Origin of the sequence: Alicyclobacillus kakegawensis NBRC 103104 (genome assembly GCF_001552655.1) — a bacterium.
Classification (GTDB): Bacteria; Bacillota; Bacilli; order Alicyclobacillales; family Alicyclobacillaceae; genus Alicyclobacillus_G; species Alicyclobacillus_G kakegawensis.
Map to the genome: position 1 here is coordinate 26,036 of NZ_BCRP01000020.1, position 19,319 is coordinate 45,354.

Annotated in this window: 19 protein-coding genes; 4 read left to right on the forward strand and 15 right to left on the reverse strand. The window is 60.3% G+C overall.

Going from position 1 to position 19,319, the window contains the following annotated elements:
• Positions 1-43: 43 nt before the first annotated feature.
• The gene (gene ligD / locus AK2_RS13275) at positions 44-952 is read right to left on the reverse strand and encodes a non-homologous end-joining DNA ligase (RefSeq protein WP_067935275.1); all 909 of its coding nucleotides are present in this window, start codon (positions 950-952) and stop codon (positions 44-46) included.
• Between the two features lie 76 nt (positions 953-1,028).
• On the opposite strand from ligD, the gene AK2_RS13280 reads away from it, so the two are divergent.
• Entirely contained in the window at positions 1,029-1,916 is an 888-nt protein-coding gene (locus AK2_RS13280) for an ATP-dependent DNA ligase (protein ID WP_067935280.1), read from the forward strand.
• 3 nt (positions 1,917-1,919) lie between these two features.
• Here the strand turns inward: AK2_RS13280 and ku are convergent, their stop codons facing one another.
• The 9 genes from ku to AK2_RS13325 all read right to left on the reverse strand — a co-directional run bounded on the left by ku (position 1,920) and on the right by AK2_RS13325 (position 12,036).
• Positions 1,920-2,762, reverse strand: coding sequence for a non-homologous end joining protein Ku (gene ku / locus AK2_RS13285; protein WP_245632911.1), 843 nt, complete (start codon positions 2,760-2,762; stop codon positions 1,920-1,922).
• 45 nt (positions 2,763-2,807) lie between these two features.
• The gene (dinG, locus tag AK2_RS13290; RefSeq protein WP_067935286.1) at positions 2,808-5,660 is read right to left on the reverse strand and encodes an ATP-dependent DNA helicase DinG; all 2,853 of its coding nucleotides are present in this window, start codon (positions 5,658-5,660) and stop codon (positions 2,808-2,810) included.
• Positions 5,661-5,710: 50 nt separating this feature from the next.
• Positions 5,711-6,889 (reverse strand): tetratricopeptide repeat protein, encoded by a 1,179-nt coding sequence (locus AK2_RS13295; protein ID WP_067935289.1) that lies wholly within the window; start codon positions 6,887-6,889, stop codon positions 5,711-5,713.
• Between the two features lie 87 nt (positions 6,890-6,976).
• Positions 6,977-8,014, reverse strand: a complete 1,038-nt coding sequence (locus AK2_RS13300; RefSeq protein WP_067935292.1) for a biotin--[acetyl-CoA-carboxylase] ligase — start codon at positions 8,012-8,014, stop codon at positions 6,977-6,979.
• Positions 8,011-9,339 (reverse strand): CCA tRNA nucleotidyltransferase, encoded by a 1,329-nt coding sequence (locus AK2_RS13305; RefSeq protein WP_067935295.1) that lies wholly within the window; start codon positions 9,337-9,339, stop codon positions 8,011-8,013. The genes AK2_RS13300 and AK2_RS13305 overlap by 4 nt, the downstream gene beginning before the upstream one ends.
• Complete coding sequence (gene bshA, locus AK2_RS13310) at positions 9,336-10,466, reverse strand: N-acetyl-alpha-D-glucosaminyl L-malate synthase BshA (protein WP_067935298.1); 1,131 nt, start codon at positions 10,464-10,466, stop codon at positions 9,336-9,338. The genes AK2_RS13305 and bshA overlap by 4 nt, the downstream gene beginning before the upstream one ends.
• 2 nt (positions 10,467-10,468) lie before the next feature.
• Entirely contained in the window at positions 10,469-10,876 is a 408-nt protein-coding gene (mgsA, locus tag AK2_RS13315; RefSeq protein WP_067935301.1) for a methylglyoxal synthase, read from the reverse strand.
• 20 nt (positions 10,877-10,896) lie between these two features.
• Positions 10,897-11,610, reverse strand: a complete 714-nt coding sequence (dapB, locus tag AK2_RS13320) for a 4-hydroxy-tetrahydrodipicolinate reductase (RefSeq protein WP_067935304.1) — start codon at positions 11,608-11,610, stop codon at positions 10,897-10,899.
• A 126-nt stretch (positions 11,611-11,736) separates the two neighbouring features.
• The gene (locus AK2_RS13325; RefSeq protein WP_067935341.1) at positions 11,737-12,036 is read right to left on the reverse strand and encodes a nucleotide pyrophosphohydrolase; all 300 of its coding nucleotides are present in this window, start codon (positions 12,034-12,036) and stop codon (positions 11,737-11,739) included.
• Positions 12,037-12,192: 156 nt separating this feature from the next.
• Here AK2_RS13325 and spoVV point away from each other — a divergent pair, with 156 nt between their 5' ends.
• On the forward strand, positions 12,193-13,449 hold the full coding sequence (gene spoVV / locus AK2_RS13330; RefSeq protein WP_439645105.1) for a dipicolinic acid transporter SpoVV: 1,257 nt from the start codon (positions 12,193-12,195) through the stop codon (positions 13,447-13,449).
• A gap of 63 nt (positions 13,450-13,512) precedes the next feature.
• On the opposite strand, the gene AK2_RS13335 is transcribed toward spoVV, so the two are convergent.
• Entirely contained in the window at positions 13,513-13,707 is a 195-nt protein-coding gene (locus AK2_RS13335; protein WP_067935309.1) for a protein kinase family protein, read from the reverse strand.
• 194 nt (positions 13,708-13,901) lie between these two features.
• A complete protein-coding gene (locus AK2_RS13340; RefSeq protein WP_067935313.1) occupies positions 13,902-14,705 on the reverse strand; it encodes an undecaprenyl-diphosphate phosphatase in 804 nt (267 codons plus the stop codon).
• 121 nt (positions 14,706-14,826) lie between these two features.
• On the opposite strand from AK2_RS13340, the gene AK2_RS13345 reads away from it, so the two are divergent.
• On the forward strand, positions 14,827-15,915 hold the full coding sequence (locus AK2_RS13345; protein ID WP_067935318.1) for a YkvI family membrane protein: 1,089 nt from the start codon (positions 14,827-14,829) through the stop codon (positions 15,913-15,915).
• Positions 15,916-15,986: 71 nt separating this feature from the next.
• On the forward strand, positions 15,987-16,832 hold the full coding sequence (locus AK2_RS13350; protein WP_067935321.1) for a YitT family protein: 846 nt from the start codon (positions 15,987-15,989) through the stop codon (positions 16,830-16,832).
• 68 nt (positions 16,833-16,900) lie between these two features.
• On the opposite strand, the gene AK2_RS13355 is transcribed toward AK2_RS13350, so the two are convergent.
• The 3 genes from AK2_RS13355 to AK2_RS13365 all read right to left on the reverse strand — a co-directional run bounded on the left by AK2_RS13355 (position 16,901) and on the right by AK2_RS13365 (position 19,245).
• Positions 16,901-17,671, reverse strand: a complete 771-nt coding sequence (locus AK2_RS13355) for a menaquinol-cytochrome c reductase cytochrome b/c subunit (RefSeq protein ID WP_067935324.1) — start codon at positions 17,669-17,671, stop codon at positions 16,901-16,903.
• A gap of 72 nt (positions 17,672-17,743) precedes the next feature.
• Positions 17,744-18,415 (reverse strand): menaquinol-cytochrome c reductase cytochrome b subunit, encoded by a 672-nt coding sequence (gene qcrB / locus AK2_RS13360; RefSeq protein WP_067929048.1) that lies wholly within the window; start codon positions 18,413-18,415, stop codon positions 17,744-17,746.
• A gap of 176 nt (positions 18,416-18,591) precedes the next feature.
• Positions 18,592-19,245, reverse strand: a complete 654-nt coding sequence (locus AK2_RS13365; RefSeq protein ID WP_157076347.1) for a hypothetical protein — start codon at positions 19,243-19,245, stop codon at positions 18,592-18,594.
• Positions 19,246-19,319: the final 74 nt, after the last annotated feature.

The following is a 19,319-nucleotide window of genomic DNA, read 5'->3' on the forward strand; positions in this document are numbered from 1 at the left end:
GCATCCTGCCAGTCCCTTGCGGAGGTTGGCGGGATGATCAAAATTATACGGGATTGCGGGCGGAATTGTCAGTCCGCGCGAGAAGCCGTAACACTTCAGTCAGGTCTGCAGGCGGCTGTTGCGTCATCAGGTCGCCCACCCGCTGGACCCGTTCCGCCATATTGTCAATCCGAAACCACTCCGGACAGGCTCCGCGCGCCAGCTCATCCCAGGTTATCGGCGCCGATACGGTTGCCCGCTCCGTCGCCCGCGCGCTGTATGGCGCAATCAAGGTTCGGTGGCGGCCAAACTGGGGATAATCCACGTACACCTTGTCCCCGCGATCCCGCTTGCGCCGCTCCAGAGTCACCCAACGAGGCAGCTGCTGCTCGAGGTAATGAGCCACTTTTCGGGTGAAGGTGCGGGTTTCAGCAAACGTGTGCCCTGGGACCAACGGAATGAACACCTGCAGCCCGGTGGCGCCAGATGTCTTGGCGACGTGCGGGAGGTTCAGGTCGCTCAACAGCTCGTGCAGCCGCATCGCCACCTCGCGCACAGGCTCAAAGCCGGGCACGGACGGATCGAGGTCAAAGGCGACGGCCACAGGCTCCTGGTCGTTGCCGGCGCGCGTGAAGCCAATGTGCAACTCAAGGCAGGCCAGATTGGCCAGCCAGAGCAGCGTTTCTGGATTCTCCACCAGCACGTAGTGAATATGCGCCTGCCGTTCATCCGACCATACAGGTACGGTGCGCACCCAATCGGGCGCTCCCGGCGGAACATCCCGTTGGTAAAACGATGGGCCTGCAACCCCGTCGGGATAGCGGACCATCGTGATCGGCCGCCGGCGCAGGTGCGGCAGCATGTACGGTGCCAACGCCAGCAGGTAACGGGCGTAATCCAGCTTCGTCACTCCCGCTTTGGGCCACATGAGTTTGTGGGGATTGGTCAGGATTTCGCCGCGCTGCGTCCGCATGTGTCTCGCCTCCGTTCGCTATAGGTGTGCGCACACACGGTGCAGGCATACAAGCAATCTGTGGCAGGAGAGTGCGATGACAGACGACTGGTCGGGACTGCTGCCAATGGAACCGGTGCTCGCGTCCGCCCCCAGCGCGGACAAGGGCGTGATTTTCCAGGTGAAGTGGGATGGGGTGCGGTTGCTGATGCAGCGGCGCGGGAACGAAGTGAGGTTGTGGAACCGCAAAGGCAAGGCGCGCACCCACCTCTATCCGGAACTGGTGGCGTGGGCCAAGGAACAGGCGCAGGATGCGTTTGTGATTGATGGCGAGGTTGTCAGTCTGGGGGCGGACGGGCGGCCCGACTTTCGACGTGTGTTGCGGCGAGACCTGGCCAGGCGGCCGCGGCTGGAGGTCCCCGTGGTGTACATGGCTTTTGATTGCCTGCAGATAGCGGGACAGCCGTTGTTAGAAACCCCGTTTGAGCTGCGCCAGGAAGCCCTGCGCGAGGCTGTCAGCCAACCGGGGCTTGTCCAGGTGTGTGACAACTATAGTGACGGGCGTGACCTCTATGAACGCATGCAGGCCCACGGTTTGGAAGGCGTGGTCGGCAAACGGGCGGGAAGCCGCTACTACCCGGGGGAAAAGCGGGCCGATTGGCAGAAGGTCAAGTGTTGGCGCCATATCACCCTTGACGCTTTATTTCTCACGGTGCGCGACGGCCGGCCCGCGTCGGTCTTGGTTGGGGAATGGACGGATTTGGAACACCCGGCCGGTGCAGTGGCGACGGGGATTCGCCAGGAGGATTGGGCCGCACTGTGGGATAGCGCCGGACCGGGCCTTACCGCATCACGACCGCAGGAGCTGCGTCCCCTCCCTCCCGGCATCCGCCTGCACATCCGCTATCTCGATTGGACGGACGCCGGGGCCCTGCGCCATCCGGTGGTCGAAGCCATTCAATGGCCCACGTCTGCAGCGCCGTAACCGTTACGAGCTGCGCTTCCGGCGCCCTCGTTTGGGCTTGACACCCTCTGTCAGAGCGGCGGTCAGGGCGGAATCTGGCTTGTTCCCGCTGCGGCGAATGCTTTCCTGGAGCGCCTGCATCAGGTCCACGATATTGGTCTCGGCCTCTTCCGCCGCCGGGGCTATGGCCACCTCCTGGTTCTGCACCTTTTTCTCAATCATGCCCAGCAGCGTCTCCCGCCGCTCGTCGGTGTATTTGGCGGGATCGAACGGCTCAGCCAATTGGTTGATCAGCATGACAGCCATACTCAATTCTTGGTCACTCACCGCGGGTTGGGCGTCGATGTTGGGTAACTCCTGCGTGCCCCGCACCTCGGCCGGCCAGAACAGGGTCTCCACCACCAGCACGCTGCCGTAAACGCGCACGCACGCCAGGGTTTCCGAGTTGCGCAGGACGGTTTTGGCCACGGCCACCTTGCCGGTTTCCCGCATGGCCTGCTGCAACAGTTGGTACGCCTTGACTCCGGCCGCCTCGGGCGCGAGGTAATACGTCTTGTCGTAATACACCGGATCAATCTCGGCCAGATTCACGAAACCCACAATATCAATCGTGTGCGACCTGGATTTCTCAACTTGTTTCCAGTCGTCCTCGTCGAAGATCACGAACTTGTTCGGTTCATATTCGTACCCGCGGACAATCTCATTCCACTCCACGGGCCTATCGCAATGCGGGCAGGTGCGCGTGTATTGAATCGGCGTCTTGCACTCCCTGTGCAGGTACCGAAACTTGATGTCCTTCGATTCGGTTGCTGCAAACATCCGCACCGGCACGTTGACCAATCCAAAACTGACCGCTCCCTTCCACATCGTGTGCACGGCAAGCGCCTCCCTCCGGTCACCCATCCTGTACCGTTAGTGTGCGGCGCGCTGGGGTGAACATGTATCCGACACTTGGAAGAACGCTTGAACCTTGCCAATCATCTCCGATTCCGGCGCGTACATGGGCACCACACCGTCCAGGGAGCGGACGAAGACGCGGCCGTACCGACTCTCGACCAATCGCCGGTCATAGCAAATGACAGCGCCCCGATCCGAACTCGTACGAATTAACCGCCCGAATCCCTGGCGGAACCGCACCACGGCCTCGGGCAGACTGGCGTGCCAAAAGGCGCTCTCCCCCCGCTGTTCCAGTTGCTCATGGCGCGCCCTGGTGACCGGATGCGTCGGCGGCGCAAACGGCAGCCGGACGATGACCAGGGTGCGCAGCTGGTCCCCCGGCAGGTCGATGCCTTCCCAAAACGATTGTGCGCCGAACAACACCCCATGCGGGTGTTGGCGGAACGCCTGCAAAAGGCGCGAGCGGTTCCCATCCAGTCCTTGCGCAAACAGTTGAAAGCCAGCGCCGACAAGCTTATCGCGCACGTGGGCAGCGGTGGCCCTGAGCAGTTGATGGCTGGTGAACAACACGAGCATTCGGCCGCGGCTGGCCATGGCCAGTCGATACACCGACCCGGCCAGCCACAAAGCCGCATCATGGGTCTCCATCTTGGCCAACTCCGGCGCATCGTTGGGCACGCAGAGCAAAGCCTGACGCCGCAGTTGGAACGGAGACGGCACTCTTACTTCTGCCAATCGTCCAGATTTAGCAAAGTTGCCCAGGCCAAGTCGGCGGGCAACGTAGGAGAACCGCCCTTCGACGGAGAGTGTGGCGGACGTCAAGACAACCGAACTCTTCTTCGAGAACAGTTGCTCCTCAAGGATAGGCGCGATGTCCAACGGTGTCCGGTAGAGATTCACGCTCCGCGACGCCCCGGGCATGCCTCGGACTTCGGCGCCGGCTTCAATCCACGTCACCCATTCCGGCGTCTCCTCCCGCGCCTTGTCCATCGTTTCGATGGCGGCCTCCACCGCGGGAAAGGAGCCGACCGCATCCAGCATGCGCCCGGCCAGTTCGTCATCGCTGGCCGCGGCTGCGTCGGCCAGACGCGACAGTTTGCCCTGCGCCCGCTGCCAGAGTTGGCTGAGTTCTGCCACGGCGCCGGAATACTGGGACCACGCCGGGTGGCTGTGTACCTGCGCTGTCAACCGAAGCTCGTTGACATGCGAGGGGATGAGTTTGGCCAGGGCGGAAAACGCGTAGTTCAACTGCGACTCGAACCCCTGACAGATATCCATCAATTCGGATACGTCGGCCACGAGGCTGGTCCGTCCCTGTTCTGTGAGCCGCTCGTGCAGTTCGGGGAGGACACCCTGCCGACCGTGATCACGCACTAATCGTGCCAAAAGGGCGCGTATCTGCCCGTAGCGCACCTCTTCCCCCAGCTGTCGGGTGGCCTCTTCCTCCAGGTGATGGGCCTCGTCGACGATGAGCTTTTCGTACGGCGGAAGGACCCGGTTCTCGGCCTTGAGGTCCGTCATAACCAGGGCGTGGTTTGTGACGACGACATCCGCGTCGTAAGCCTGGGCGCGCGCCCGAAAGTAGAAGCAAGGCTTAAAGAACGGGCAACGCTTGTTGATGCAGGTTTCGCTCTCGCTTTGCACTCGCGGCCACACCCGCTGCTCGGATCCGGTCATGGCCAGTTCTTCCCGGCCGCCCGTCTCGGTCTCTGTCAGCCAGACCAGCAGGCGCATGTACGCCCGCACCTCCTCCGGCGCGTGCGTCCAACCGAGAAGCTCCGACTCGTGTCGCAGCTTTCGCATGCAAATATAGTGGGTTCGGCCCTTGAACACGGAGAGTTTCAGGGGTTCGGCAATGACGCTCCGCAGTGTCGGAAAGTCCCGCTCGGCGATCTGATCCTGCAAGGCTATCGTATGGGTGGAAATCACCACCCGCGTGTCGTTGCGCCTGGCATAGAGCACGGCCGGGATGAGGTATGCCAACGATTTGCCCGTACCGGTACCCGCCTCGGCAATCAGGTGCTGATCCTGCTGCAAGGCGGCCGCCACGGCAGTGACCATCTTCTGCTGGCCGGGCCGCACCTCGAACCCCGGCAAGGCGGCCGCCAACGGGCTGTCCGCCGCCAGCAGGTGCTCTGATTCACTCGTCCAATCTTCACTCGCTGGCGTCTGGCTGGGCCTGCTGGTTGGGCGCGGGCTGGCAGAGCGGAAGACGAGCCGGTCAATCGTCTCGCACCCTTCTGGCAAGGCGTCGGGAGCTTCTGCGGCCTGCCGATCCGCCAGTTCCGCCAACCATTGCCCGGTGACGGCCGAATACAAGCCGGCCAAGCGAACCAACGCCTGCAGCGTGAGGTGAGGCAAAGCCAAGACTTTTTCCGACAAACCGCTGATGACGTGGGCGGTGGTCAGGGCGTCCGCTGGCGCTCGATGACTTTGCTCCACTTGTATGCCCAGCCGGGCAGCGGCGTCCTGCAGACGGTGGCTGCCCGCAAAGGGAAACAGGATGCGCGAGAGGTCCCTCGTATCCAAGCCATCCGCGGCCGTCGGCAGCACGTAGCCAACCGACTCGCATGCGCGGGTCAGAAATTCGATATCAAAATCAACATTGTGGCCAGCCAACGGTTTTCCTTCGATAAAGGCCAAAAAGCGCGGCAGCACCTCTTCCAAGGTGGGGGCCGATGCGAGTTCAGCCATCGCAATGCCGGTCAATTCCAGTACAGAATCAGGGACCGGACGAGTCGGGCGTACCAAGCTGTGGAATTGCTCCCCAATTCCGTCTTCCGTCCACTCCACCGCGCCGATTTCTATAATTTCGTCTTCATCCGGAGACAAACCGGTGGTTTCAACATCGATGACCACGAGTTTCACAGATGCGGGCCCCCTACCTGTGGCTTGTCCCTATTGTACCAAAATGGGGCTCAGTGGGGCGGTACACCGGCATCCGCCCTATCCGGGTTCATGCGAGATACCAGCGTCCGCATCAGTGGTCCCTGCAAAACGGCCTCCGGCAACGCCCCTATTACGCGCCAAGCCGCGGCCACGTCTCCCTTCAGCCAGTGAAGAATGGCCAACGCAGACAGCAGGCGCGCTTGTCCGGGATTCACCGCAATGGCTTTCTTCAACGCGGCGACGGCCGTTCCCGGACCGGCGGTGTGCCACAGGGAGAACGCCAGCCGAATGGAACTGCCGGCATCGGCCGGTGCGGCTTCCACCAGTTTGCAAGCGTAGCCTTGTGCCCGTTGCCAGTCGTCAGACTCGACCGCCAGCCGCCACAGCAAAGACAGGAGCCCTGGATGCCGAGGGCGCTCTTGCAGGGCCTGGAGTGCCACCCGTCTGGCTTCCTCGTGTTCGCCCAGATTCATCAGTGCCTGCACCAGAAGGCAGGCCGTCTCCGTGTCCGGACCTGGGTCCAGCTCCAGCGCTTGTTGGAAGGCGGCGGCCGCCGCTGGCCAGTCGCCAATCTTTCCATAGCAGATCCCCAAATTATGCCACGTATCGGGGTAATCGGGCAGGACGGCCACCACTTCGTTCAGGCAGCGAACGGCCTTGGTGAATTCACCGGATTGAAAATACACCTGTGCGGCAATCTCGCAGGCGGCGCAGTACTCAATCTGGTCAGGCTGCTGGGCCAAAATCGAGCGGACCTGGTTCAAGGCCGCCTGCGGTTGCCCGGCCAGGCGCAGGGCGGAAGCGAAAAGCAAACGGGCGGGGAGTGAATACGGGGCAGAGGATACCGCTTGGGCAAGCGAGGAGATGGCGTCGTCGTACATGGCGAGATCGAAATAGCCAAGCCCTCGGCGCAGGGAATCCAACCATCCAGCGTCCTCGGAATCAAGCGGTGGCAGCACTGTGGACAACCAGTGGCCCAGGGACGCCGCTTTTTCATCCTCAGCACGCTCCCTGACTTCGTCGCAGCGGGCGGCCAGGTCCAGGATGTGGTCACAGATATCTGACCATTCCTGCATCCTCTCCTGGGCCATTCGCCAAAATCGCTCCAAACTTGTGAGCAAACCGGATTGCGGACCAGCCTCTCCATGTTGCAGCCTGGATTCAATGTCCTGCAGGGCGCGTAGGACCCTTTCCGTTTCTCCCGGCATGAGGACCCCCTCCCATTCTCAGCTTAGGATGGACTGATTGGGCGGGGTGGATGCGGGGCATCCGAAGCAGGCCGGAAATCGGTTGGGCTAAGGATGGGACTCGCCTTCAGCCCACAGCACTTCCCCGCTGTGGATTGGCAGCCGGGCACCGTCGTCGAGCCGCAGCTGGAGGACCCCGTCGTCATCCAGCCATTCTGCCAGTCCGCGATAGGTGTTGTGGCCTACAGTCACTTCCACACGCCGCCCCAGCGTCGCGCTGTGGGCCCTCCACTCGTCCGCCACCTGCGAAAAGGCCGACTGACCCGCGACCAGCCGGTTGTACATCGGCTCCAATTCGGTCAGGATGTCCGCTGCCAGGTCGACATGGGAAATCGGCTTCCCGCAGTACGCGGCCAGCGAGACAGCCTTGGTGTTCAGGTCCGTCGGCAGGTCGCCCGGCTGCACATTGGTGTTGATGCCGATGCCCAGCACCGCGTAATCCACCGACTCGCCGTCGCTTCGTATCTCAGCCAGAATGCCGCAGACCTTCCGCCCGTCGCAGAGGATGTCGTTGGGCCACTTGATGCTGAGCGGAAATGCAGCTTGCTTTTGGATGGCACGATATACGGCCACCGAAGTCACCAAGGTCAACTCGTGCGCCACCGCCAGGGGCAGCGATTGGCGCAGAATCAGCGACATCCATAACCCCCCGGACGGGGATACCCACCTCCGGCCCCGTCGACCGCGTCCCCCAGTCTGTACCAGGGCGTTGACCAAAGTCCCGTGTGGCGCACCCTGTTGGGCCAAGCGGAGCGCCAAGACGTTGGTCGAATCGACTTCCTGTTGCCAGACCACGGTGCGGCCAAACCGTACCTGCTCGGGCAGGTGCTGCCTCAGAATGGGGCCCAGCAGCAAGTCTGGAACCCTCTCCAGCTGATAACCGCGACGGGTGGCGGCAGAAAATTGAAACCCCAATTGTTCTAAACTATGGATTTGCTTCCAGATAGCAGCGCGCGTCAGGCCCAGCTGTCGGCTCAACTGGGCGCCCGAGACACGGTGTTCCTTGGCGGCCAGAAAAGCCGTAAGAATTTGATCGCGCACAGGAACTTCCCACGGATTAGAAGAATGGGCGGATTCCATGCTCATCCTAGGTTTCCTCCCTCGCGGTGCGAAGCGTGCAGGTCTGGCAATCGCTGCGTCAGCCATTGCAACAAGGGTCGTCGTTGGTTCTCAATCTCACCCTGCAAAACGGCCTCCGCCAACATGCGAAGCGCAGATCCCACCTGCTCCCCACGCAAACCAAGAGCGGCCACATCGTGCCCGTTCACAGCCAACTCCGACAGCCGGTGCAGGGGCTGGGTGCGCAGCCGGTCCCTGAACATGGCTAGCCGGTTTCCGGCGACCGGCGACAGCGCGTCGCACACAAAGCACACCCAACCGACCAGGGCGGCCGGACGTCCAAACAAGGCTTCACGCCAGGCCCTATCGGACCAATCGACCGGATCCTCTGCGGCCAGGGACATCATGTCCTGGACGTCTCGTCCCACTTGCTTGGGCCAAGCGAAGCGGCGGACGGCCTCGACCGTCTCGTCGGCGGACGCCCCCGTCAGGCGGCTCAGCCAGAACATCCATGCGCTGACCGCCGCCCACTGGTGTTGCCAGCCCAAGTCCAAGAGAACAGTTTGCCAGCGTTGGCCAAAGCGCGCTTTTGCAGCCTCGGTCGTTCCGACGGCGGCGGTCTGTTCCCGCATTGCACGCTGCCACTTTGGCCACGGATGCGGGTACACGGTCAGCCACGGGCCGGCACTGCACAGGGGCCAGGCCAGCCACCACTGGGTTTGCACCATCCGGCGCATTTCTTGTCCCAAGCGTTCGCTGGAAACGCTTCGCAGCCGTCGCGCCTCTTGGTGCATCGCGTCCAATGTTTGTGGCTCAATCGTAAAACCGAGCTGGCTGACGAAACGCAGGGCTCGGACAATGCGCAGGCCATCTTCGGCGAAGCGATGGCGGGCATCCCCCACCGCTCGCAGGCACTTTTGCGCCAGGTCGGACAAGCCGCCGAACGGATCGATGATGCGGCCGGAGACGTCAGCCGCCATGGCATTGACGGTAAAATCGCGGCGAGCCAGGTCCTGGGCGAGGTCGTCTGTGAACGTCACCCTGTCCGGACGGCGGCCGTCGCTGTACGCCGATTCCGTGCGAAAGGTGGTCACTTCCACCGGGCGCTTGCCTGTCCACACCGTGACGGTCCCGTGCCGCAGGCCGGTCGCAAAGGTGCGTGGAAACCACTGCTGGATACGATCCGGACGTGCATCGGTGGCGATGTCGTAATCGTGGACCGGTTGCCCGCGCAATCCATCGCGTACGCACCCGCCGACCAGATAGGCCTGGCTCCCGTGTCGCAGCAACGTCCGCATGACACCGGCCACGTCGTCGGGGAGTTCCGGCAAGCGGGGACATGGGGGGGTCATGTGGCTTTCCCCTGACAAAGAGCCTGCTCGTACAGTCGCTCGTATTCGGCCACCTTGTCCTCCAGACAGAACCGTTGTATGGCCCGCGCTCGCCCCGCCTCCCCCATGCGCCGGTGCAGGGCTTCGTCCGTCAACAATCGCATCGCAAGTTCAGCCAACCGCGAAATGTCCCCGACTGGCGCCAGCAAGCCAGTCTCGCCGTCCGCCACCACCTCGGGGATGCCACCGGCGGTGGTGCCAACCACGGGCAGTCCGCTCGCCATGGCTTCGAGCGCGACCAAACCAAAGCTCTCCTTTTCGGATACAAGCAGAAACAGGTCTGAGGCCCGATAGAGCTCCGCGACTTCGTCCTGTTTGCCCAGGAAGTGGACCCTCCCTTCCAATCCCAATCCGGACACCAGCTCCCGCGCTGCGCTCAATTCCGGGCCTTCTCCTACCAACAACAACCGACTCGGGATGCGCTGGTTGACCAGGTGAAACACCTGAATCAGGTCCAGCACCCGTTTGACCTTGCGGAAATTCGAAATGTGCAACAAAATCCGCTCTCCGGGCCGTGCAAAGCATTCACGCAGGTCCGTCGCAGCCGGATGGAACACGTTCGGATCGATAAAGTTGTGCACACACTGAATCGGCGTGTCGATGTGAAACAACTCATGCGTCTGGCGGGCCAAGCTGTGGCTGACGGCGGTCACGACGTCGCTTTTGGTCAGTCCCAGCTGAATCACGCGGTAGAGGCTCTTGTCCTGCGCGAGCACGGTGACGTCGGTGCCGTGCAGGGTTGTCACCACGCGCACCGGGTGGCCAGGCAGCATCTCCCGCGCGAGAAAGGCCGAAACGGCGAACGGGAGCGCGTAATGGACGTGCAGGATCTCCAAATTGTACTGCAAGATCACATCGGCCATCAGCGCCGCCAGAGTGAAATCGTGGGGCGGCGTACGCAGGACCGGATAGGTCATGGTATCGGCTTCGTGCAGGTAAATGTTTTGATGAAACTCACCTAGACGAAAGGGCACGTCTGTGACGATGAAATGGACCTGATGGCCGCGACGGGCAAGGGCTTTGCCGAGTTCGGTCGCCACAGCGCCAGACCCTCCGATGGTCGGGTAACAACTGATGCCAATCCGCATCGTTACGACTCCTTCGGGTGCACCGCCTTGCGCCAGTTCAGGTCACCGCGTTCAAGCGCTCGCATCAACGCTTCTGCTGTCGCCAGATTGGTGGCCACCGGAATGTCGTGGACGTCGCACAAGCGCAGGAGAGCTGTGATGTCTGGTTCATGCGGCTGGGCGGTGAGCGGATCGCGCAGGAAGATGACCAGGTCCATCGCATCCTCCGCTATCTTCGCGCCTATCTGTTGGTCTCCGCCGTATGGACCGGAGAGGACGCGCTGGATATGCAGACCCGTTGCGTCCATGATGCGCCGCCCTGTCGTCCCCGTGGCGAATAGGGTGTGCTGGGCAAAGATGTGCTGGTAAGCGACGGCGAAATTGACCAGTTGTTCCTTTTTCGCGTCATGCGCAATGAGTGCGATGTTCATTTTGTTCCACTCCTGTCCGGTTACCAGAGAATGTGTTCCAAACCATGGACCATGCCGCGAATACGGCCGACCTTTGCGCACGCGACCAAGATGCCCGGCATGAAGCTTTGCCGTGACAGCGAGTCGTGCCGAATGGTCAATGTCTCGCCGGCGCCGCCGAACAACACCTCCTGATGCGCCACCAAGCCCGGCAGGCGAACGCTGTGGATGGGCACGTCCCTCCCCAGTTCCTCTTGCATCTGTTCGGCGGTTCTGCGCGCGGTGCCGGACGGGGCGTCCTTCTTCCCATCGTGATGCAATTCAATGATCTCTGCGGCTGGCAGGAAGCGAGCGGCCTCGCGGGCAAACCGCATCATCAACAAGGCCCCGATGGCGAAATTAGGGGCTGCGATCCCGCCGATTCCCCGCTCCAAACAGGCCTCGTGCCACCGCTTGACATCCGCTTCCCCGTAGCCGGTGGCCCCAACCACCGGTCGAACACCGTTGGCAATAGCGAAATCAATGTTCTCGACCACGCTTGTGGAATCGGTCAGGTCCAACCATACATCCGGTCGGGTTTCTGCTAACAATTCCGACTTGTCCTGGAACACGGGCCAATCTTGGCGGGCTTGTCCACGGCTGCGCACAAGCCCACCCACAACGGAGAAACGCTCGTCGGCACTCAGCGCCTGCGCTGCCTCGCGCCCCATTTTGCCGTAAATACCTGCAATCGCGACTCGAATTGGACCTGGCATTTATATCCTCCTGCTTCTCTCAGCGCTGTCTCTGCAACAACCGGACGAGCATGCTAGCTGTTTGGATGTAACGCAACCTCCCACGCAGGTTCACCCGTCGGCACGGGGCCGGACTGCCGGCGCAGGTTAGATGCGGGTCCAGCGGTCGTGGTCCCGTGTCTCAAACTTATGCATCACGGACTGGAAGGCTTCGTCGAGATCAATCCCCAAGCGATTGGCCAGGCAGCCAATGACAAACAGCATGTCGGCCAGCTCCAGGGCGATGCTGCCCTCTGGCTCGTCTGGCTTTTTCGGTTTTTCTCCGTATGCGTGGTTGACCTCGCGCGCAAGTTCTCCCAGCTCTTCGGAAAGCCGCACGACCAAAGTCATCGGGGAAAAGTAGCCTTCGCGAAATTGGCTGATATAGGCATCGATGCGTTTTTGCATCTCGTTGAGTGTCACGTCCGTCCCCCGTTTCTGACCTGCCTTTGTCTGCTATTATAGCGAACTGCGGCCGCAAAACATAAACCTTGGGCTTGGACATATGTTTTAGTGAATGTCTTGGACCTGTGGCCGGGTGCCGCGATGAAGGAGATGAAGCGGTTGAAGCGATGGTGGAAAAGCGGCCAGCTCTCGACTCTATTGCTTGGGACAGCTGTCGTCGTGTTCACGATAGCTTTGGTGATCTATCCCAAGCAGAGCGTGGAGGCGGGATTAGTTGGGCTCAAGCTGTTCTGGGATGTCGTGTTCCCGTCTTTGCTGCCATTTTTCATCCTGTCGGAACTGATGCTGGGCCTAGGGATTGTACGCGGCTTTGGCGTCCTGCTGGAGCCCTTGATGCGTCCCCTGTTCAGCGTGCCCGGTGTGGGCGCCTTCGCCCTCTCCATGGGGCTGGCGGCCGGCTATCCGATGGATGCCGTGGTCACGGCGCGCTTTCGTGAAACGGGGATGTGCACACAAGTAGAAGGAGAGCGGTTGTTGGCCTTCACCAATACGGCAGACCCATTGTTCATGTTTGGAGCCGTGGCCGTGGGGATGTTCAAGAGTCCAGAACTGGGAGCCCTGCTTGCCGTTGCACACTACGTTTCATCCTTCCTGGTGGGCGTAGCCTTTAAGTTTTGGGGGCGCGGCAGCGACGTCACTCGCTCGCAGCCGGTTCGGGAACGCGGGAATATCCTGCGCCGCGCCTATCGGGAGATGCTGAAAGCTCGGGAGGAAGATGGCCGTGGGTTCGGCAAATTGCTCGGCGCGGCTGTCACGGAGTCGGTGCAGACGCTGTTGATGATCTGCGGCTTCATCGTGTTTTTTGCCGTGCTTATCGAGATCCTGAATTTGTCCGGCTTGATGCGTGTCATCGGTTCGCCAGTGGCCTTTTTGTATCAACTGTCGGGCGTTCATCCTAGTCTTATGAGCCCTACAATGGCCGGTCTCTTGGAGATTGACATCGGCACAGCCCAGGCTGCGGCCTCCAGTGCACCTATGCTGCAGAAAGTTGCCCTGGTCAGCGGCATTATTGCCTGGAGCGGTTTGGCGGTTCACGCTCAGGTCGCCAGCGTCCTGACCCAGACGGATATCCGCATGACGCCCTACTTCGTGGCCCGGTTTCTGCATGCCGTCTTGGCCGCAGGGTTGACCGTCTTGTTTTGGCTGCTGGGTGTGGGCAGACCGGTAGCGCACGCGCTAGCCGATAAGGTGCCCGTGTTTGCCGCTGCCGCAAGCGGGGCAAGCGGAGCGCCATGGGCAGTGACGATGTGGCGCGGGGTCACGGCTTGGGCTTGGCTGATTGCCGGTCTGCTTGCGCTGTCGCTGGTGTGGACCCTGATGCAGAGACTGCGCCTGCTGGTAAGACGCGCGCGTTGAGCGCCTGGGCACGGCGTATCTGTGCTCGCCCTGAGGTTATGTCGCCCAACGCGCCGAATCGAGTCAGCGCCTGTACCTCGCTTCGGGAGCGCGGCCATAGACACGCCAAAACACGGCCCGCGCCCGCTCAGGCAAGACACTGTAGGCTAAGGCCGCGGCAAGGTCACTCGGCGGATGGCCCAGGTGGACATCTCCCGAGTCGATCACGGCAGACAATGTCCCCTCGTTTTCTCCTAAAAAAAGAAGTTGCAGAAACATCGCCATGTCTCCCTGATTCGCCACGTTTAGACCGGCTGTGTCTGAATGCTGGATGCCCCCACTTCGTTCGGCAGGTCGTTCGGGCATGACCCTCTAGCTCCATGCCGCCGGTTTTTCAACGCGAAGAAGGGGCAAGCGGCGAAATGCCCACAACCACATCTGTAGGCATTTCGCCGGCTAGCTGGGTGCGCGGATCAAAACAGCGGCGGGAACCACCTATGAAACGTCACTTGGTCGAGAAGAATCCAGGCGGCCAGCGCCCATACATACACGGCGAACACGCGCATGCGGGCCTTCCGCAACAACCACAAGGTGGCGCGTACGCCCACGTATCCACTCGCTGCGGCCGCTGCCGTACCCAATCCGAGGTTGGACCATTCAACGCGCGCGAGAACCGACGGGGTTTCCATCAGCTCTTCCAGCTGAACTGCCGTCGCTCCCAGAATGGCAGGTATGGAGAGCAGAAAGGAGAAGCGTCCGGCCGCCTGCCGGTCCATTCCTCGCCACAACCCGCCGGCTATGGTCAGACCGGAGCGGGATAATGCGGGCAGGATGGCGGCTGCCTGGAAGACCCCAATGCACAGGGCGTCCCAAACCTGCATGTCTTCCTCCAGCTTGCCGAACGTGGGGGCACTGTCCATCCACCAGAGGATGACACCGGTAATGACAAATTCCAGCCCCACCGTCCCACCGTGGGCAAACACGTTCTCAAACCAGTCTTCCAACAAGATGCCGGCTGCGGCTGTGGGAATCAGCGCCGCGTACAACATGCGCGCTGTCCACGACCAGGGATGTTGGACGAGCCATCGGATCTCTCGCCGGAAGGCCGCACACACTGCCACCAAGGTTCCCACGTGCACGCACACCACAAACAACAGTTGCTCGTTTCCGATGTGCCAAATCCGTTGCAACAGAACCAGGTGTCCTGAGCTGCTGATCGGCAGGAACTCTGTAAGTCCCTGCACAACGCCCAAGACAACGGCTTGGAGATGGGTCATGGCATCCCTCCTCGCTTCATCCTAAACGGGATCGCTTTATGTATATGGCTTGTCTCGGCAAACATGTCCACGGTCTGAACCCGCGGGCTCGGCCATATGGTGTAAGGGGGAGGGATGTCCCATGACCGGTGCACAGCGCGTGCGCGCCTTCCAGGTCGCCTGCACCTACATCGGCACAGTGGTGGGGGCCGGCTTTGCCTCGGGGCGAGAGATCTACCAGTTTTACGGCCGGTTTGGATTCTGGGGGGTATTGGCCATCCTGGCTTCTGTGGCCTTTTTCAGTTGGATTGGGTATCGCATGATGGCCTTGGGGGCCTCCTTGCAGGCTCAATCTTTTCGCGATGTGGCCATCCACCTGTTCGGCCGTTGGCTGGGGGGCGCTGTGAATCTGATTCTTCTGTTGATGCTGTTCGGCGTGAGCGCCACCATGATGGCTGGAACCGGTGAATTGGCGCGGGAGAGCCTCGGCTTGCCGTTCGCAGTCGGCGTGTGGGTGACCTTGGCTGTCACTTTTCTCACCCTGTTGCGTGGTATGTCCGGCGTGATGCGCGCCAACAGCGTCATCGTACCCGTCTTGATTGCCGTCATCCTGACGACCGCAATCCGGTCCGCCTGCGTCCCAAACGGCATCCATCGCGCGCTGGAGGCCGGTTTTCTCCTTTCGACGCCCAAGCCCCTCACGGCGGGCATGTACGCCGTGTTGTACGTGGCCTTCAATACCGGACTGGCCGCCGGCGTTCTGATACCGCTTGGCAGCAAGGTGCAGGAGCGTCGCGTGCTGCAGGCGGGCGCGCGGTCTGGTGCGGCGGCGCTCGGTTTCATGCTGGTTGCCGTGACGTTTATGCTCTTGGCCCATCACCCGCAGGCGGTCCGTTATGCGGTTCCCATGGGGTTCATCGCATCGCAGTACGGCGGCTTATTGCAATGGCTGTTCAGCTTCATTTTGTGGGGCGAGATTTATTCCACGTTGGTGGGCAACGTGTACGCCATCGGCAGCCAGATACCCATCCCCCGACGATGGACCCGCTCCGATTGGGTTCAGGACCTCTACCACCTGGTCCTGTTGCTGTTGGCCGCGGCGTTAAGCAGCGTGGGTTTTACTCGCATGGTGGCGTTCGGTTACACGCTGTTTGGCTGGGTCAGCCTGCTTTTGCTGTTGGCGCTCATGTGGCCGCACCGATTTTGCCCCAATGACTGCCAAAATCTATAATGGAGGTTAAAATGGGGAATGATGCGTCTTCTGGACGACTTGTGTTCACTATCGGTTAAAGGAGTTTTTGGATGCGGCGGCAATACCTCGGGAAAGAAATATGGAAATGGCTTCAAATCCTGCTCGGCTCCTTGATGTACTCACTCGGACTCAATGCGTTTTTGGTAGCCAATCATCTCGCTGAAGGCGGCTTTGTCGGCATCTCACTGCTCTTGTATTACAAGCTCCATTGGCCAGTCGGGCTCACCTTCTTCATCATCAATATCCCGCTTTTATTTCTGGGCGCCCGCGTCTTCGGCGCCGGATTCATCGTGAAGACGGCGGTCGGAGTCGGAGCTGTCTCATTGTTCACCTCGCTGACCAGTGACCTCAAGGTCCCCACCCATGACCCATTATTGGCGGCCCTGTACGCCGGAGTCGTGACCGGCTTGGGCCTGGGATTGATTTTTCGATCCGGCGCAACCACGGGGGGCTCCGATATCATTGCCCGTTTGGTGCGCCACAGGTACGGGATCGCCATGGGCAAAGTCCTGTTTGCCATCGATTTGTGTGTCATCGGTTTGGTCGTCATTGAGGTGGGACGCGAAGTTGCGATGTATTCGCTGGTGGCTCTGTTTGTGGCCAGCCGAGTGATTGATTTCGTCATAGAAGGCGTGAAGACCGGCAAGGCGTTGACCATCATTTCGGACCACAACCTGGAAATCGCATCCGCGATTCATGAGCGATTGGAACGCGGAACTACCATCCTGAAGGCCACAGGGGGTTACACCGGACAGGATCGCTCCGTCGTTTACTGTGTGGTGCCAAGGGAAGAGGTTACCCGGGTTCAACAAATCGTGACGGAAACGGATCCAAGGGCGTTTGTCGTCATTAATGATGTGCATGAGGTGCTGGGCGAAGGATTTACTTTTGACTAATCCGTACATGGGAAGGGGCACAGGGGCGCCGCACGCCCCCATGAGGATCTGGCTGTCGGTGCGAACTCTCAATACCCTCCGCCACTGTGGCTCTGCTTGACGAGCCAAGCCACCACCTGGTCAACTTGTTTGTCGCTGGGCAGTCCGCCCTTGGGCGGCATGCCGCCGCTTGGATTTTCAACGAAGTCCTTGAGTTGTTGTTCATTCCAGAAGTGACCGATGGCGTAAATCGGGGGCCCGATATGGCCCTCTCCTTTCGATCCGTGGCAAGTAGCGCATGTGGACTCAAACAGCTTGTATCCGGGCATGTTGGTGTCGCTGAACTTGATTTGCGAAGCGGACACCGGTTTCAATTGCGGCAGATTGGCGTTGCTGCTGAGTTGCCCGGTTTCCGCCAGGTGTTGAACGCGCGCTTCGTTGGTCAGCCAGATGACGAGAAAGGTCACGAGCACCATGACAGCTGTGGCAATTGGGCGTTTATAGGGGTGCCGTTCTGTGGAAACATCCAGCCAAGGCGTGAACAGTAGAAGCAACGTCCCGATGAGCGGCACGAGGACGACACCCACCACAATCTGGGATCCCGGATAATACTTTAGAATCTGGTAGAGAAAGAGGAAATACCAATCTGGAATCGGGATGAACGTTGTGTCATCCGGGTTGGCCTTGGGTCCTAAATCCACCGGATTGAACACAATCCACAGCGCGAACGCAAAAAGGAATACAGCACCGACTATCCATTCCTTGAGCAAGAAATTTGGAAAAAACGGCTCAAAGCCTGAATGGACCTGCAAACTGTGCCGGTACCTCGGGGTACCTGGAATGCGCTCGCCTTCAGCCATATCCGTATCTCCTCGCTTTCAGGCACAATCGGCGCTGCGACGTTTCGATGATGGCTCGCCTGCCCCTTGCCATCACAGCGGCCCTGAAATGTGTTGGGTCCGGATCATGATAAAGTGTAGGGCCAACAGGACAAGCAAAGCGGCGGGCAGGAAAAAGACGTGGATGGCGAAGAAGCGAGACAGGGTCAAAGCCCCGACGTAATGGCCCCCGAGCAGCAGGGTTTGAATCCAAGGGCCAATCCACGGGATGGATCCTGCAATCTGTGCACCCACGCTGGTCGCCCAATAGGCTTTTTGATCCCACGGCAGCAGGTAACCGGTAAATCCAAAGGCAAGCACGACAAAGAAGATGAGGACCCCAACTACCCAGTTCATCTCGCGGGGTTTCTTGTAGGCGCCCGTGAAAAACACGCGCAGCATATGCAGGAACATCATGACAATGACCAAGCTGGCCCCCCAGAAGTGCATTCCCCGTACAACTTGGCCGAGCAGCACCTGGTCGTCGATGTACTTCACACTGTACCAGGCATTGTTGATGTCGGGCGTGTAATACATGGCCAAGAACATGCCGGAGAGAATCTGGGTGGTGATGACTAGAAAGGTGAGACCGCCAAAGCAGTAGATAAAAGCCGACATCTTGATAGCTGGATTGACATGAGGCGGCACGTCATGATCGGCGACATCGCGCCACAGCGGAGTGACATTCAACCGCTCATCAATCCAATCATACGCCTTTTTCAGCATTCTGTTTCATCACCTGCCCTGAGCTTCCATATCCCTGTCTTGATGTTTCAATTTTACATACTCAGCCTTCAACACGAAATTTTCCTGCAAATAGTGGCAGAGTCTAGCTCTCTAGTGCCGACGAGAGTATGTAAACGAGCGCCTACTGCACGCTTTCATCTTATCTTTCGCAACTTTCACGTGTCAAGTTGGGATTGGTCTGCGCCAATCGGAGCTTGCCGCTGTCCCTGAGCATGGGCCGTTTCCTGCCACATGCGTTCCACCGCCGCTGCGGCAACTCGCACCCAGGCCTCCATGATGCGCTCTCCCTCCCTGTACATGGACTCGGCAGTGGCCGGTGAGACACCAAGGCTGTGGAACCCGGGCTGAGACCGATATTCCACCGAGGTCATGCACAGGTACATCCAGGCATCCAGATGTCTGGCAGACGGTATTCGCCGTGATAGCCACTGCCACCAATCACACAAAAGCCATTCCATGCCGCCGCTCTGCAGCCGTTCGAATCCCCTGGGTAATTGCCTGTCGACCATCATGATGCCAAAGCGGATACTGGGGTCTATCGAATCGTGCAGCACATTGTCCAACCACTGGGGTACAGCTGGGGCCTCTGGCGCAGACGGGAGATGAAGGGTGGCTCCCAGCTCCAATGAGGCGATTCGTCCCTGATAACGTTCTGACAAGCGACGGACGATTTCCTGGCAGATGATGCGAGATGCACCGTATGGAATAGCCACATCAAAAGGCTTCAGTTGCCAGGTGCCAAGCAAAACAGTGTCCACATAGGGCCGGATCTTCTGGTACTGGTGCGGTGTCCACCATTGAAGCTCCACTTTCTCGCTCCCTCTCAGGGCGTACGTCATCCAGAGTGCTTATCTTGACAATACCATAGAAAGAATGGGCCGGT

Coding starts and splice junctions, on each gene's coding strand:
- AK2_RS13325 (WP_067935341.1), bottom strand. CDS start 12,036: ATGCAAAAACGCATCGATGCCTATATCAGCCAATTTCGCGAAGGCTAC.
- ku (WP_245632911.1), bottom strand. CDS start 2,762: ATGTGGAAGGGAGCGGTCAGTTTTGGATTGGTCAACGTGCCGGTGCGG.
- ligD (WP_067935275.1), bottom strand. CDS start 952: ATGCGGACGCAGCGCGGCGAAATCCTGACCAATCCCCACAAACTCATG.
- AK2_RS13335 (WP_067935309.1), bottom strand. CDS start 13,707: ATGTTTCTGCAACTTCTTTTTTTAGGAGAAAACGAGGGGACATTGTCT.
- AK2_RS13305 (WP_067935295.1), bottom strand. CDS start 9,339: ATGACCCCCCCATGTCCCCGCTTGCCGGAACTCCCCGACGACGTGGCC.
- AK2_RS13340 (WP_067935313.1), bottom strand. CDS start 14,705: ATGACCCATCTCCAAGCCGTTGTCTTGGGCGTTGTGCAGGGACTTACA.
- mgsA (WP_067935301.1), bottom strand. CDS start 10,876: ATGAACATCGCACTCATTGCGCATGACGCGAAAAAGGAACAACTGGTC.
- AK2_RS13295 (WP_067935289.1), bottom strand. CDS start 6,889: ATGCCGGGAGAAACGGAAAGGGTCCTACGCGCCCTGCAGGACATTGAA.
- qcrB (WP_067929048.1), bottom strand. CDS start 18,415: ATGCTGAAAAAGGCGTATGATTGGATTGATGAGCGGTTGAATGTCACT.
- AK2_RS13345 (WP_067935318.1), top strand. CDS start 14,827: ATGACCGGTGCACAGCGCGTGCGCGCCTTCCAGGTCGCCTGCACCTAC.
- dapB (WP_067935304.1), bottom strand. CDS start 11,610: ATGCCAGGTCCAATTCGAGTCGCGATTGCAGGTATTTACGGCAAAATG.
- AK2_RS13350 (WP_067935321.1), top strand. CDS start 15,987: ATGCGGCGGCAATACCTCGGGAAAGAAATATGGAAATGGCTTCAAATC.
- AK2_RS13355 (WP_067935324.1), bottom strand. CDS start 17,671: ATGGCTGAAGGCGAGCGCATTCCAGGTACCCCGAGGTACCGGCACAGT.
- AK2_RS13280 (WP_067935280.1), top strand. CDS start 1,029: ATGACAGACGACTGGTCGGGACTGCTGCCAATGGAACCGGTGCTCGCG.
- AK2_RS13300 (WP_067935292.1), bottom strand. CDS start 8,014: ATGAGCATGGAATCCGCCCATTCTTCTAATCCGTGGGAAGTTCCTGTG.
- bshA (WP_067935298.1), bottom strand. CDS start 10,466: ATGCGGATTGGCATCAGTTGTTACCCGACCATCGGAGGGTCTGGCGCT.